General features: G+C 31.4%; 12 protein-coding genes. 2 read left to right on the top strand and 10 right to left on the bottom strand.

What is annotated here, in order from left to right:
* Positions 1 to 32 precede the first annotated feature (32 nt).
* The 10 genes from I6U48_RS27555 to I6U48_RS27510 form a co-directional block, all read right to left on the bottom strand.
* Complete coding sequence (locus I6U48_RS27555) at positions 33 to 1,526, bottom strand: HD domain-containing phosphohydrolase (protein WP_218323715.1); 1,494 nt, start codon at positions 1,524 to 1,526, stop codon at positions 33 to 35.
* Positions 1,510 to 2,670 (bottom strand): alcohol dehydrogenase-like regulatory protein ErcA, encoded by a 1,161-nt coding sequence (ercA, locus tag I6U48_RS27550; protein ID WP_218323714.1) that lies wholly within the window; start codon positions 2,668 to 2,670, stop codon positions 1,510 to 1,512. The genes I6U48_RS27555 and ercA overlap by 17 nt, the downstream gene beginning before the upstream one ends.
* 594 nt (positions 2,671 to 3,264) lie before the next feature.
* The gene (locus I6U48_RS27545) at positions 3,265 to 4,230 is read right to left on the bottom strand and encodes a helix-turn-helix transcriptional regulator (RefSeq protein WP_218323713.1); all 966 of its coding nucleotides are present in this window, start codon (positions 4,228 to 4,230) and stop codon (positions 3,265 to 3,267) included.
* Between the two features lie 227 nt (positions 4,231 to 4,457).
* On the bottom strand, positions 4,458 to 7,529 hold the full coding sequence (locus I6U48_RS27540; protein WP_218323712.1) for an EAL domain-containing protein: 3,072 nt from the start codon (positions 7,527 to 7,529) through the stop codon (positions 4,458 to 4,460).
* 84 nt (positions 7,530 to 7,613) lie between these two features.
* Entirely contained in the window at positions 7,614 to 8,030 is a 417-nt protein-coding gene (locus tag I6U48_RS27535) for a bacteriohemerythrin (protein WP_218323711.1), read from the bottom strand.
* A 275-nt stretch (positions 8,031 to 8,305) separates the two neighbouring features.
* Positions 8,306 to 9,688 (bottom strand): sensor histidine kinase, encoded by a 1,383-nt coding sequence (locus I6U48_RS27530; RefSeq protein WP_218323710.1) that lies wholly within the window; start codon positions 9,686 to 9,688, stop codon positions 8,306 to 8,308.
* Between the two features lie 4 nt (positions 9,689 to 9,692).
* Positions 9,693 to 10,379 carry a response regulator transcription factor gene (locus I6U48_RS27525; RefSeq protein ID WP_218323718.1) on the bottom strand — a complete coding sequence of 229 codons (687 nt, stop codon included), beginning with the start codon at positions 10,377 to 10,379 and terminating at the stop codon, positions 9,693 to 9,695.
* An 11-nt stretch (positions 10,380 to 10,390) separates the two neighbouring features.
* Positions 10,391 to 11,659, bottom strand: a complete 1,269-nt coding sequence (locus I6U48_RS27520) for a hypothetical protein (RefSeq protein WP_246615583.1) — start codon at positions 11,657 to 11,659, stop codon at positions 10,391 to 10,393.
* Between the two features lie 84 nt (positions 11,660 to 11,743).
* A complete protein-coding gene (locus I6U48_RS27515) occupies positions 11,744 to 12,403 on the bottom strand; it encodes a response regulator (RefSeq protein WP_218323709.1) in 660 nt (219 codons plus the stop codon).
* Positions 12,404 to 12,414: 11 nt separating this feature from the next.
* Positions 12,415 to 13,566, bottom strand: a complete 1,152-nt coding sequence (locus tag I6U48_RS27510; protein WP_218323708.1) for a sensor histidine kinase — start codon at positions 13,564 to 13,566, stop codon at positions 12,415 to 12,417.
* Positions 13,567 to 13,830: 264 nt separating this feature from the next.
* Between I6U48_RS27510 and I6U48_RS27505 the strand changes: the two genes are divergently transcribed.
* Both I6U48_RS27505 and I6U48_RS27500 read left to right on the top strand, forming a co-directional pair.
* Positions 13,831 to 14,376, top strand: coding sequence for a hypothetical protein (locus I6U48_RS27505; RefSeq protein WP_218323707.1), 546 nt, complete (start codon positions 13,831 to 13,833; stop codon positions 14,374 to 14,376).
* 22 nt (positions 14,377 to 14,398) lie between these two features.
* Complete coding sequence (locus I6U48_RS27500) at positions 14,399 to 14,974, top strand: methyltransferase family protein (RefSeq protein WP_218323706.1); 576 nt, start codon at positions 14,399 to 14,401, stop codon at positions 14,972 to 14,974.
* Positions 14,975 to 15,192 lie beyond the last annotated feature (218 nt).

Raw genomic sequence — 15,192 nt, 5'->3', positions numbered from 1 at the left:
ATCTATAGTGCGACAGCCCCCCTCAATTTTATTTATTGGTCTTCCAATAAATTTAATGAAATAAATATTTCAACTAAATTAGGATCAAATTGCGTTCCCGAGTTTCTAATTATTTCTTCAATAGCCTCTTGATGACTCATTGCTTTTCTATAAGGTCTATCATTAGCCATAGCATCATATGCATCAGCAATTGATACTATTCTGTCTTCTAAGGGGATATCTTCTTTACTTAATCCCAAAGGATAACCCCTTCCATCCCATCTTTCATGATGTTTTAAAATAAAGTCTGCAATATGAGTAATCTCTGGTATTGAACTAGCAATTCTATAACCTATTTCACTATGCTTTTTCATTTCTACTCTTTCTTCATAAGTAAGAGTTCCTGTTTTAAAAAGAATTTTATCTGGAACACCAACCTTTCCAATGTCATGAAACTGTGCTAGCAGTCTTATATCATTCATACATCTTTCGCTAACCCCCAACTTTTCTGCTAAAAGTAAAGCAAACGTTTCCATCCTTTCAGCATGACCTTCAGTTATGAAATCCCTTGCTTCAAGTGCTTTCTGCATGGTTAATACAATAGAATTTCTTATACTGCCTCTCTTTAACAGCTTATTTTTGTACATATTAGAATCAGCCTCGGAAAAAAGTTTACTAACTAAACCTTTATACTCTGATTTATACACATATCCTACAGATATACTTGCATTTACACTTAAATCGTGACACCATATAAATTCTTTGGATACATTACTACAAGCTTTTTCTATATAAGTGTCATCTGTATTTTTTAAAAGCACTGCAAATTCGTCTCCTCCAATTCTAGCAATAATACTTTCATGTGGAAAATGTTTATTTAGTATAGCAGCTGAATTCTTCAAAATTTCATCACCAGCTAAGTGTCCAAGGGTGTCATTTATAAATTTCAATCCATCAACATCACACATAACCAATCCTATATTCTTAATAAGCTTACCATCAAACTTCTTCAACTCTTCTTCAAAATATATTCTGTTATAAAGTCCTGTTAAATAATCTCTTATACTAAAATATTTTAACTTTTCGTTCAAAACTATGTTTTCTGAAATATCTCTTATCATAAACAAAGCTTCATCATCTCCACTGGCCACTGCTCTTACTTCAAAGTATTGTTTTTGCCCTTCTCTATCTAAATCATATTGGAAACGAAAAGGCAACCTTTTATCAATAACCTTTTTAGCATAGTCAGTATACAGCATTGCAATATCCTTTGGAAATAAGTCATCAAGCAAACTATCACTTTTGCATTCTTCTTTAATAGTATATTCTTGATTATAGCTTAAAATGTTTCCATATCTATCAATTAATAGAAGAATATCAGGTATAGCATCAATGAGAGCTTTTAACATTGAGTTGCTTCTTTCTAATTTCTCTATACTATTCTGCAGCTCAGGATAATAACTTTTTCTTACTGAAAATTCTCCCAATCCTATAATTTTATCACGCAAATGAGATGTATTATTAGGATCTTTATATGACTTGTCCATATATTTCCTCAATCTCATCCTTTATTGGCATTACCGGATTTGTTATCATACACACATCTTTCAGCGCATTTTCAGCTAGAATTGGGATTCTATTTCTATCAATATTAAGAGATTTGAAATTACTACTAATACCAACTCCAAATCTTAGTAATTCAATTTTTTCAGTTAAACTTTTTAAAACATACTCATTGCTCTCTCTAGATAAATTTAAACCCATTGCTGATGATATGTTTCTAAACCTTTCCTCTGAATACTTAAAATTATAATTTACTAGATATTTTAATAAAATAGCATTGCATTCACCATGTGGTAAATCTAACATTCCACCCAGACTGTGAGCCATGGCATGTACTGCACCTAGACTGGCATTTGAAAAAGCCATACCTGCATGTAGACTACCTAACATCAATTTCCCCATTAATTCAATATTATCTAAATTACTCAATGCATTTAAAATATTTTCAGATATTAAACTAATTGCTTCAATAGCGTGTAAATCAGATATTGGAGATTGTGCATTTGAAACATATGCCTCAATAGCATGTGTCATTGCATCCATTGCAGTACATGCTGCAAGATAGGAATTCATAGTAGTTAGTGTTACAGGATCAATTAATGCAATGTCAGGAACAACGGTTTTACTTACAATGGCTATCTTTACTTTCTTCTGAGTATTAAGTACTATTGAAAATTGCGATACATCTGCTGATGAACCTGAAGTTGTTGGAATGCATATTAATGGTGGTCCTGGTATCGTTACTTTGTCTACTCCTTCAAAATCAACAATATTTCTAAAATTAGCTGCTACAATTCCTATACCTTTAGCACAATCCATAGAACTGCCGCCTCCAATAGAAATAATAAAATTGCATTTTTCTTTATTAAATACTTCAGCTCCAGCCATAACCTCAAAATCTCTGGGATTAGGACTTACATCTTTAAATATTACATATTTAAATTTGAAAGCCTCCAAACTATCTATTAGCTCATCAACCCATCCAGCTTTTATTATTCCCGGATCTGTTACAATTAATATTTTTCTAGCTCCAAGATTTTTAGCATATCTTCCAGCAAGAAGTCTCGCATCTTTTCCATAAATAAATTCAGGAACAACAAATTTTTTAAGTTCTAGTTCATCATACATACGAATCACCCCTTTATAACAAAAAAATCATCTTAAATTTATAATTTGCTATAATCATTGAATTTCCTAATTTTTAAAATGACGGCTTAATTAGCTTATTTCACCAAATACATGAAAATTATTCCATATTCATTGTTTATTGAAAATTATTTTATTTTAATTATACTTTTTTGCTAATGTATATTCAATAGCAAACATCCAAATTCACGTTTAAAGGCCTTTTGGTATCCCTCTACACTCTTAAATCCTATTTTAAAAGCGATTTCCGTAACAGATATTCCTTCATCATACCAAAATTTAATATTCTATACACAGAAATATCATTTTATATTTTTTTTCATATTGTTTAAAAAGCCTTTATCAACAACCATATCATTGTATAGTTGGATAAAGGCTCTTTTCAATATTAAATCGTGAACTATTTAGTTACTAGCAAGAAACCGAGAATGTGAAGAAAAAATATTTCAAGTACGGAATAACTTCAGCAATGGATTCTAATAATCGACTTGCCATAATATCAATCTCCAATCATAGTTTTTTATACTATAATTATATACTAAATTTGACAATTTGCAACAAAATATTTTCATTTATTTACCTTCTCACTGGTCTGACATACTTAAGAAACCGTTCCGGATTAAAATAAAAGTAAATTATTCTACCGGGAGAAGTATCAAAGCAGTAACCAGTGCCTTCAAAATCAAAAGTTGCCATTGCCTTTTCAATTTTTTCCTCCACACTACGATTTTCCTGTTCATAGTCGAATGGACCATGTTCAAAAACAATATACTCTGCTTCGGAAACATCAATCATAAGCATTTGTGGTGGCACTTCACCTTTATAATCAAGAGGAAGACGTACACCATAACACTCTGTACGTGGAATACCCCAATCGCAAAGTCTGCCGTCCGGGTCATTAATGTACGCCATAATCTGACCACTGCCGCTGTTAGACTCACTCCCACCATCATCATCCAATTTTCCCTTAATACTATCGATCAAGCCGCAAATTGTTTCGCAGTCCTGTCCTTTAATAAGACTTTGCTTTTGCCAAAAATCCCAATACCCATTACTCTCATAGTTTTTAATGTGCAAAAATTTGTGTGCTGGAATGGTTACAAAATAAATTTTAACATCATCTGTAGATTTCATCATACCAATCTCTCCCAATCCTAAAAAGTAGCGATCGAAAGGGTTTATTTTTGTACGAAGAATAACAGGATTAGGCCTTTTTCGATATTCACTTGGAGCTACACCATATGTTCCCTTGAAAGCTCTGGTAAAAGCTTCATGTGATGAAAAACCATAATCAAAGGCAATATCCAAAATGCTTTTTTCACTATCTCGAATCTCTTTTAGTGCAAAGGCTAGTTTTCTATGGCGCAGATAATCCCTAAATTGCATTCCCGATATTTCTTTGAATTTTCTCGTTGTATAAAATTCGGAATAACCCAGTCTACGAGAAAGAAAGCGTAGTGTCAAAGCTTCGTCATTATAATTTTTAATACAATTATCAATTTCATCAACGATTATTTGAATTTGCTTCTGCCATTCGTACATTCGTCTGTTCACCTCGTTTCAACCGTTCTACATTTATTATAAAGAACTAGAGAGCTTACTGCTTGATTTTACTTGCTATTATTTCCTCTAAGTTCAAGCATAAAATCAAACTAGTCATCTTAGAATAAGCTTCTAATAGTTTTTATATGTGCTTTCAGCTTTGGAAACATCTCTTAGAGCATAAAGTCAGATTTCGGACGTGGATGTCTACATAAAGTTGTATTCCTTTATATACTATTTTTGTATAAAACCTTTTCAATATCTTGAGCAGACATTGGCTTATAATAATAGTACCCCTGAACCTCATCACATAATTCTTGTTTCAAGAATTCTAGCTGCTCCTCATTTTCCATACCTTCAGCGATTACTTTTAGATCTAGATTTTTAGATAAGTTTATAATGGTTCTAACAATTGCCTTGCCCTTTTCACCTTTTTCTATGCCATCAATAAATCGTTTATCTATTTTAATTTTATCTATAGGCAGCTCATTTAATCTACTTAATGATGAATAATCCGTACCAAAATCATCAATTGATATCATTATCCCAAAATTCCTGATATCATTCAACAATTTAATAATATCATTTGTTCCCTTCATAGCTGCACTCTCAGTTATTTCTACTTCAAGAAGCTTTGGATTTAATACCGTTTCTTCTAAAATATTCTTAATTTGCATCGCAAAATTTGGATTTATCAATTGATTAGCAGACACATTCACTGCCATACGTACAGGACTAAACCCATCAATCTGCCATTTTTTATTTTGATCACAGGCAGTTCTAAGAACCCATTCTCCAATTTCATTTATTAATCCGGCTTGTTCCGCAATAGGTATAAATACTGCTGGTGACACAAGGCCTAGTTCAGGATGTTTCCATCGTATCAAAGCTTCCAATCCAATAATCTCACCATTAGAAAGATTAACTTGTGGTTGATAATTAAGATAGAATTCCTCCCGTTCCAAGGCACGGTATAGGCTGTTCGTAATTTTAATTTTATAAAGCACTTCATCTTTCAGCTCGGGAGAGCATATTAAATACTGATTTTTGCCCTTTTCTTTAGCTTTGTACATAGCAATATCAGCATTTTTAATCAAGATTTCCGTTTCTGTTCCATCGAAAGGATACATGGCAATTCCTGCACTTGTAGTCATATTAAACTCTTGTCCTTCAATACTGAAAGGTTGCTCCAAAATTACCATAATCTTTTCCACAATATTAATAATATCCTTTTCATTGGAAAGACCGTTGATCATAATGAGAAACTCATCACCGCCAAAGCGGGAGACAGTATCTGATTCCCGGACAGTATTAACAAGTTTTTCTGAGACAGCTTTAAGCAGAGAATCACCACCTTCATGACCTAATGTGTCATTGATTGTCTTGAAGCAATCAATGTCTATAAAAATTAACCCTATCATTTTCTCAGTTCTTTTAGCTAAAGCAATTACCTGATTTAATCTGTCTTTAAATAATCTCCTGTTAGGTAAACCCGTTAAATGGTCATGATAAGCCATATATCTAATTTCTTTTTCCGCCTCAACCTTTAAAAGAGCATCAGCAAAAATATTGGCAATTATTTTTAGTACACGCAATTCTTCATCCTGCCATTCCTTTGCTGTGTTTATAGCTGTAAATTCTAATATTCTAATAGTTTTTTCATTCTCTGCTATAGGAATAGCTACTAAAGAAGTAATCTGCCTTTTTTTAAATTTATTTTTTACTTGAGCCGCAGTCTCAGGCATCATATCTACATCCGATATATATATTGATTCATAACTCATAAGGTTATCCATCAACCAAGAAATATGTTCTTTTTTAATATTATACTTATGATTTCTAGCAGCGCTCTTTCCTTCTACGTCCCAAATATTCTTAAATGTAATTGTATAATTCTCTAAATCAAATAACACTATATTGATTCGGTCTATTGAAAACAACTTTCCTAATATTCTTATAACCCAATTCATTTTTTCATCAATATTTGACTGGTTTACATTTATAAAATCTGATGAAATTTCAGAAATAAATCTTTGGAGACTTAATTGATCAGCATTCTGTCTGAGCCTTTTAATATAAATCTTACTAATATAAAAAGCAAGCCAAATGGTAATACTCAAAATACTAATTCTCCCCATGTAATCAACTTTGTCTATGATCAGGCTCGTCTCTGGCTTAAGTATCCACACAAGTACTTGAGTAGAAAGGATTGATATTGCAATTGACGTTAATACAATTAGTCTATTAAATAGCAGCGATATAACAATAAATAAAAATGAAAAAGCCCAAATAGTTACACTACTAAATTCAATGAAGATAAGTGTAACACTAGGTATAGTTAAGGAAATAATCACTATTAAGAGAAAGTCTTTAGTATAATCATCAACTTTAATTATCTTTAAAATATAAATAGTACCTCCTAGGAATAAAATAAAAGCACTCGAATAAAGAGGATGAATGAAATCGTTATAAAAAAAGTACTGCACTATAAAGCTTACAAGGCCGCCAACCACAAGCGTTATTGATAAGTTCACATATACTTTTGACCTATTGGACTTATTAAGAATAACTTCAGTTTCATTAACTCGTTCAGGATTCATCAGACCATATTGAATTATGGAATAATATACCGTGATAATTGGTATTAAATTTATGATTGGTGCAATTTGTAATATATTTTTTGAGTAAACTGAATTACATATAATATCTGTAGCCGTACCTAATAAAAAGGCAATCAAAGATGATGATAATATTAAGTTAGCTTGCTTTTTTACTTGCTGTGAATATGAATGTCTTCCACAATTCCAAACAATTACCAATCCGCAAATCGTATATCCTAAGTAATATAAATAAAAAAAATAGTCCCATCCATTATTAATTGAAATGTTTGTCCACCCTAAAGATATCCTTACAAGATTATACTGTTGCAATGCCATACTATTTGAAATTGCAAATATATATATGGTTACCGCCGCTGGAGCATAGAGCAGTAAATAAAACCACCATTTTTTCAATAATATGTCTTTTCTCGCGAAAACTAAGCAGGAGTGCAGCAAAATGCTATACATAACTCCCCAGCCAAAAGCCGAAATTCTTCGCCAAAACATGCATGTCCCCAAGTTAGCTGCATCAATAGCCATTGAAAATCCAATAGCCCATATGCTTAGGGAAATGCAGAGCATAAAAAAAGTTCTATTTAATTTTGATTTTGAATCTATATATAGGACATAGATTCCAATCATAATACTAATAATTCCTGAAAAATAAAATAATATATGTAATAACTGTCCAATACTCAAAATGGATTCCCCCTATTTAAACTGTTGGTTTGTTCTATTAATCTTTGACCCTAAATTAATATTTACCTATGACCATTCAATTTACTAATATATTCCAATATCATTGAAAAAGTCCTTGTACTTCATATCTGTTTTTAAAATATGCGCTGTGATCCAACCAGTTAGGAAATCTATAATACTAATAACCGTCTGAGATCTATTAAATTTTAGATGTTCTTGTTCTAATTCGAGGACTCTTTTTACAAAAGCATTATGCTGAAGACGGTGCTTTTCAAAATCCTCAAAATTAAATTTTTGCATCATCTTTTCTTCGTAATCGAAATGATAAATAGCATATTCTTTAAGCTCGTTGATAACTTCAACAATTTCATCCTTAAAATCTATTTTCGAACTTATAGGGGCTAGAATATTCAGCTTTGAACTTATTTCAAACAATCTCTTATGTTGATTATCTATTTCTTTTATATTACAGCTAAAACTACTCCTCCATCTTAATGCCATTTGACCATCCCTTCTTCCAATTCATAAAAGCTATTTATTTATCTAATTTTCAGTTTAAACTACTGAGCATTGTAATGTCAATTCCGTATTCTTTTATTTCTATTTTAAGCTATTATAACTATTTTGAAATTATCTCTATCACCTGCACCTGAAAATTCAAATTATACATCCACAATTTTTTTAACAAGACCTTCTTCTACAAAAATAAAACTTTTTGAGAATATTTAGTTTAAAATTCTCAAAAAGTTTTATTTTTGTAAATAAGAATATTGGACTTATAACATTTTGGACTTCCTCAATGGAAGTGAAATGATGACTGATGTGCCTTTGCCGTACTCACTGTCAATTTGAAGAATTCCTTCATGCATATTTACTATATTCTGAGAAATAGCTAATCCTAATCCTGCACCAATAGATTTAGAATCAATCTTATAAAATGACTCCATAACATGTTCCAGCTTATCTTCTTTAATACCAATTCCAGTATCACTGATTTCAATTAAGACAAAGTTATCATCCTTTGATTGGATAATATGGATTTCGCTAGCTTTGTAGGAAAACTTAATAGCATTATCTAACACATTTAATATAACTTGCTTCAATTTGTTACTGTCTGCCATAATAATTGCAGGCGTTGTGTTAACTATTAAACGAATATCCTTTTTTTCGGCTTTCTTTTGAAGCTCAAATGAAACTTCACGAATAAGTTTATCTATCTTCACCTCTGATAAAATAAGGTTAATCCGATCAGACTGATACCTTGAAAAATCTAAAAGATTCTCTACCAAATTAATAAGACGTTCTGATTCATCATCTATAATTCTTAAACCAAACTGGAACTCTTCCTTTGATAACTCATCTGGAGCTCGCATGGTTTCAACCCATCCCTTAATTCCTGTTAGAGGAGTTCTAAGTTCATGAGAAATTGATGAAATAAAATCATTTTTGAGACGATCGGTCTTTAATATTTCGTCTCCCATATAGTTAAGCATTTTTGATAGTTCTCCAAGTTCATATGGATAAGTTTCTTTAATCTTTTCTTTATATTTCCCCTGCGCCATTTTCTTTGTAAAGCTAATAACATCATTTAGCGGTCTAACAATTATATTTCCTAGGTGTAAGCTAATAAGAAATACTATGGCCGCAACAGCTATACATATAACTATTCCATAGATCAATAAATTTGTAATTAAAGCATTTGCTTTTGTTAAAGCTGTAGCATATCGTAAAACTCCTACTACCTGACCATCAAAAACAAGTGGTGTATATACTGCCATAATCTTTTCTTTAGAATATTCATTTCTTTCGATTTTATAAGTAGTTTTAGCTTTTAGCACAGAAGGATCTATAAAATAATTTTCATCTTCATAAAAACCTGTAGATGATTGAATTAACTTTCCATCTCTTTTTAGAAGCTTTAATTCAGCACCTTTAAACTGGTACTTTTTAATTATTTCACTGCTAAATTCTTCTAAGCTGCCATTAATTAAATCAGTATCTTTTGCCCATACAAACTTGGATGCCTCCGCCTGGTTTTGAAATGTGTTAGCAATTCCCTGATAACAATATTCTCTAATACCAATACCAAATCCAACCATCACAAGACCGAGAGTAAGTAAAGTAATGATCATAAAATACATAATAACTTTACGCTTCATAGTTTTATTCCTTCCATAGGTACCCATATCCCCAATCTGTACATAAATGCTTTGGAGCTGATGGATCACTTTCGATCTTTCTGCGTATGCGTCTTATATTAACATCGACAACTTTTACATCACCTATATAATTTTCTCCCCAAACTTCGTCCAGAATATCATCTCTTGTAAATACCTGGTTTTTATTGTTCATTAGAAGCTGAAGAATGCAGTATTCAGTTGGGGTCAGTTTAATTTCTTCTCCCAGATGAACTACTTTTTTATTTTTCATATCAAGCTCAAAGCAACCTGATCTAAGAACTGAACTATCATCCTTTACTCCTGAGTAACCCAATCTTCGCACTAAGGAGATAATTCTTGCTTCAAGCTCACCCATGCTAAATGGCTTTACCAAATAATCATCTGCTCCCTGAACAAGCCCTTTTATCTTATCTTCCTCCTGTGTCCGTGCAGTAAGCATAATAATTCCAACGGATTGACTTGAATTTCTGATCTTCTGGCACACTTCAAATCCATCAATCCCTGGAAGCATTAAATCTAACAAGACAATGTCAATTTTTTTATCTTTAAAAATGGCTAAAGCTTCTTCTCCAGTATAAGCTTCCAAAACTTCGTAATTCTTTCTTCTTAAATTAAGGCAGACAAAGCTTCTGATTGAAAGCTCATCCTCAACAACAAGAATTGTTTTCATTTTTTCCTCCATTAAAACTCATCCTCAAGTAAATGAAAATTATTATTTTCAATATATAATTCTTTGTTTATGTTATTATAGAATATAGTATTCTTTGTTTCTCCAAGCTTTGTTTTAGCTTCATTATAAGACTCTTTATTTGCCCATCTCACTTCAAATAAGATTTTTTTATCTTTATTATCCACAAGTTTGACTCCTTTATCAAGCTTTTGAATTGTTAACTTTCCACGCCATTTAGCCGGAATCGTAATATAAAAATGCTGGCCTTTATCCATATATCGCTCTTCAGTTACTTGCTTTGTCCCATTTTGATAATAATCAGCGTAAATGTAAATGAAAGGTATTTCTGCCATAGCTGCATCTTCAAAACCTTTAGGAATATACATTCCTCCCACTTCTGTAATTCCATCCTTGTTAATATCTCTGCTGTACAATGAATATGCCTTAAACAAAACACCATCCTTTTCATTGCCAACTTTAACAAGCTTTCCGTTATCATATGAAACAATTTCAGTCAACATAGAATGCGCTCCAAGGGCACTGTCAATAAATAAGGCCTTTTTCCCATCAGCTAACTTTCCACTTACAACATTCTCATGGACACCATCAGGGTTCAAATCAACTAAAGCCCGAGACTTTAACTGCCCTTTTTCATAACTAAGCATCTCTGCACTTTGTAATTTATTTATTTCTCCATCCAGGATCAGAATATCAAGCTTTTTATCTTCGTTGTAGTCATCTATATCTATATATTCATAAGTGCGGTCGACTTTTTTAATTAATGCTTTTCCATCCCATTCATAGATAAAAAGCTGTTTTTTAAAATCCGAATCTGAAGCTGAAGCCCCAAAAATTACTTCTTTGTTTCCGCTTCCATCGAGATCCTTAAGGCTAAAATAATCGATAGCATTTAAATTGGTTTCTATATTAAAGACTTTATTCCATTTTCCATCAAGTTCTTTGAGCATCAATAGTTGAGCTTGCCTATTTTCTTTCATATCTCTATATAGTATGAAGGCTTCCGGCTTACCATCTTGATCTATATCCTCTATAAAAATTGCCTGTTTCTTTTCTGCATTCTTAGGATATACATATTCATCATCAGGCATTAAGATTTTCTTTAACGTTTTATCAAGGTCATCCTGTTTACTGCTCAAAAGCATAGGCGCCTGAATTAAGCTAATGGTATCTCCAACCTTTCCACAGCCCGTTAAACTTGTAAAACTTATAACGATACCTGCAACAATCCCTAATATCTGAATCCTAAACTTATTTGTCATAGTTATCCTCCTGCCTAATTTTTTATTATTTAACAACTAATTTAAAGTATAGGTTTTTTTTACAGAAAAATGGTTACAAACAAGTTACAATTCACCATGCCCAATAAATACTGCTAATTCGGTCCTGCTATTTAGTTCCAGCTTCTCAAGTATTTTTGTAACATAATTTTTTACAGTTCCCTCTGTTAAAAAAAGAATCTTGCAAATATCTTTGTTGCTTTTGCCTTGAGCAACCAACTTTGCAACATCCAGCTCTCTTGGTGTGAGTACATTTAACTTATGATTTAGCTTATCAAATTTATCTTGGCTTTGCTTTTCATTAGTAATTGAATTAAAAGCTTTAACCACCTTTACTGTTACTTCAGGGTCGAGCAGCATAGCTCCATTATAAACTGATTTTATTGCCTTAATTATATATTCTGAGCCAGCATCCTTTAATAGGTAGCCATCAGCTCCATTTTTAATTGCTTTAAATATGTACTCATCTTCATTAAAGGTTGTTAGGATTATCACTTTTACATTTTTATATTTTTCCTTGATGATTTTAGTTGCCTCTACCCCATCCATTATTGGCATTCTAACATCTATAAGAATCACATCTGGAAGCGCTTTTTCTAGAAGCATGATTAGTTGTTTTCCGTTCTCCGCTTCCCCAAGTATGTTTATTTCTTCGTCCAGACTTAAAATCATCTTTATTCCTTCTCTTACAATTTCCTGGTCATCAACCACTATAACATTTATCATATTTACCTCCTCTATACTGGAATGGATATATCTATACCAAAACCTATATCATCATTACTAAAGTATTTAACTGTTCCCTTTAATGAAGTCACTCTATTTTCAATTCCAATTAAGCCATTTGACTTTACAATTTTATTACAACCAACTCCATTATCAGTTAAAATAAGACTTATATATTTTTCTTCTCTTGTAATGTTTATATCTATTTTTGATGCCTTTCCATGTTTTATGCTATTGGTTATAGACTCCTTTACAGTTTTATACATAGAATTTTTAATACTTGAACTTAAATTATCCAAATTCCCATTTGTATTAAAGTTAATTTTTATATTATTGAACATATGAAAATTATTAATTATCTCATGAATAGAAACATTAAAATCTTTTATTTCCCTCTCCTCTTTAAGTAAAGTAACTGCCTCTCTTAAGCTTTTGATGCTGGATTTTGCAATATCTTCTGATTTAATAAGTACTTCTTTCACCTTATCAGGCTTTGCATCACATATCTTTTTTGCAAACTCAAGATGCATAATAAGAGCCATTAAGGAGTGTCCTAATGAGTCATGAAGCTCTTGTGCCATCCTAGTTCTTTCTTTAGAAGTTGTTAATTCTTCTACTTCTAGTGTATATTGCTGAAGTTCTATATTTGCAAGCTGCAGTTTCTCATTCAATTTATTTACTTCTTCTTTTTCTATTCGAATTATCTTTATAGAGTATGATATGCTAGCTACTGCAAAATAAGTTAATAGATTAAGACCTAAACTTGAAAGTATCTCCCAACTTTTAGGCATTCCTATATCTAAAAACGACAACATTAAAAAAAATAGTAGATGCACTAAAAATAAAGTCTTTAACCTTACCCCTTTTAGTCCTAGAAGTTCTGGTAAAGGAAAGAACAAGTAAATATTGGTCCCAAATCCCTTCACAAAATATGAAAGCAAGGCAGCTCCACAAATGGTGAACAGTAGTGAGAAACACCTATAATTAGAGTCTGCCTCTAATTTAGCATTTCTAATATAATCATTTATCATTAGTATGGTACTAAAAACTATCAGTAATGTCATGGCAGCAATATTATCGTGATATAAGGAATAAGTTTTAATAAATATGGATACTAATAAAAAATATCTAAAAACTAATAAGTATTTTCTATGCACAGGCATTTTTATAACCTCACTTTATCCGAGATATAATTAGTAGCTAAAAATTATGGATGATTTTTCGTAGTGTAACATAGAAAAATCCACCGTGACTTTCTTGCTTATAGATAAATTATCTTTTATACATTATAACATTGTATATAAATTATAAAATATATTACTTAAGTAACATATTATTTCATAACTAAGGTAACTATAAATAACTCCATTTATATATTAATATTTACTCATGAAGAACAAATAAAAAATATTCATGAGGTGAAAAATATGAGTAATTTACAAACGACGAATTTATCCCAATTAGGTATGATTATTCTAATATTTGGATATGTTATCTATCGACAATTTGCATTAAAGCCTGTTAAATCATCAAGGTATGTAATTTTACCTATAATATTATTATTCTTTACTGTAAAAGCTATAACTAGCTTAGGCGGAGATTTATATAAAGAAGCTGCTCCAATTATACTTCTTGCTTCAATAGGAATAGTCTCTGGATTAGCCTCAGGTATGATAACTAAAATATTTACTGGAGATGATGGAATACTATATCAAAAAGGCGGCGTAGCTGCAGTCATATTGTTGCTTTTTACGATTCCTACCCGTCTTATATTAAAACATTCAATATTGTCACTTCCTGGAGGTGCGGTGCTTCAAAGTGCGGGAATTTCTTCCCTTGTTGTGGTTTCTTCTCAAGTTATTAGTAGAAGTTTGACTGTATTGGCAAGGTCTCCCCAGGTATGGAGTCTGTATTTGGCTCATCGAAAAAGTAAGAAAGAGCTTAGAGGAAATAGGAAAAATAAAGCTGTGTAATTTAAATTTAGGAGGTATCTTTATGAGCAAAATTACAATCACTATATATATTTGGAGTGCTTTCTGGATCTATTGGATATTATCTGCAATAAACACTCGATCAAAAGTAAGAAAAGAATCAAGCGGTCAAAAAGGATCCCAGCGAGCTTTTCATTTGATCTTTGTGGTAATAGCTTTTATTATTACATTTTTTCAATTTGAGAATATCTTTCTATGGAATAAAATAATCCCTCACACTCCATCGGTTGAATCCATTGGCATAATAATTTTAATTCTATCACTTTTATTCGCTATATGGGCGAGGTTAGTATTAGGCATGAATTGGAGTGGAGCAATACAAAAGGTAGCGGGGCAAAGATTAGTTTGCAGTGGTCCATATAAATATATTAGGAATCCAATTTATACAGGAGTTGTTTTCGGTTTTTTAGGTAATTTTATTGTTTTTGGAACTATTGCTTCGTTAATTGGATTTGTTCTTATTTTATTTGTTTATGTTCTTAAGATAAGTAAAGAACAAAAGTTTTTGGTAGAAGAATTTGGAGATGAGTATAAGGCATATATCGCCAGGAGTTGGGCTTTGATACCTTTTGTATTTTGATTATTTCATAATAGTTTAACAAGAGCTGTTGTTCTATTTTTTAGTTCAACAGCTCTTGTTTGTATTAATTTTCTATCTTGCTGAGTTAATACGACATATTTTTTAGAAGAAAGTTATAATATAAACTATTTTATTATGGATAACTATGTCCGAAAGTAGATTTATATAATTTCTTTGACTATTAACGTCAGATCAATGAAGTTAAAGAAGTGTATATC

This window comes from Clostridium thailandense (assembly GCF_019207025.1).
Classification (GTDB): domain Bacteria; phylum Bacillota; class Clostridia; order Clostridiales; family Clostridiaceae; genus Clostridium_AM; species Clostridium_AM thailandense.
This window is presented reverse-complemented; position numbering and strand designations above follow the sequence as displayed.

Coding starts and splice junctions, on each gene's coding strand:
- I6U48_RS27555 (WP_218323715.1), bottom strand. CDS start 1,526: ATGGACAAGTCATATAAAGATCCTAATAATACATCTCATTTGCGTGAT.
- ercA (WP_218323714.1), bottom strand. CDS start 2,670: ATGTATGATGAACTAGAACTTAAAAAATTTGTTGTTCCTGAATTTATT.
- I6U48_RS27545 (WP_218323713.1), bottom strand. CDS start 4,230: ATGTACGAATGGCAGAAGCAAATTCAAATAATCGTTGATGAAATTGAT.
- I6U48_RS27535 (WP_218323711.1), bottom strand. CDS start 8,030: ATGGCATTAAGATGGAGGAGTAGTTTTAGCTGTAATATAAAAGAAATA.
- I6U48_RS27530 (WP_218323710.1), bottom strand. CDS start 9,688: ATGAAGCGTAAAGTTATTATGTATTTTATGATCATTACTTTACTTACT.
- I6U48_RS27525 (WP_218323718.1), bottom strand. CDS start 10,379: ATGAAAACAATTCTTGTTGTTGAGGATGAGCTTTCAATCAGAAGCTTT.
- I6U48_RS27520 (WP_246615583.1), bottom strand. CDS start 11,659: ATGACAAATAAGTTTAGGATTCAGATATTAGGGATTGTTGCAGGTATC.
- I6U48_RS27515 (WP_218323709.1), bottom strand. CDS start 12,403: ATGATAAATGTTATAGTGGTTGATGACCAGGAAATTGTAAGAGAAGGA.
- I6U48_RS27510 (WP_218323708.1), bottom strand. CDS start 13,566: ATGCCTGTGCATAGAAAATACTTATTAGTTTTTAGATATTTTTTATTA.
- I6U48_RS27505 (WP_218323707.1), top strand. CDS start 13,831: ATGAGTAATTTACAAACGACGAATTTATCCCAATTAGGTATGATTATT.
- I6U48_RS27500 (WP_218323706.1), top strand. CDS start 14,399: ATGAGCAAAATTACAATCACTATATATATTTGGAGTGCTTTCTGGATC.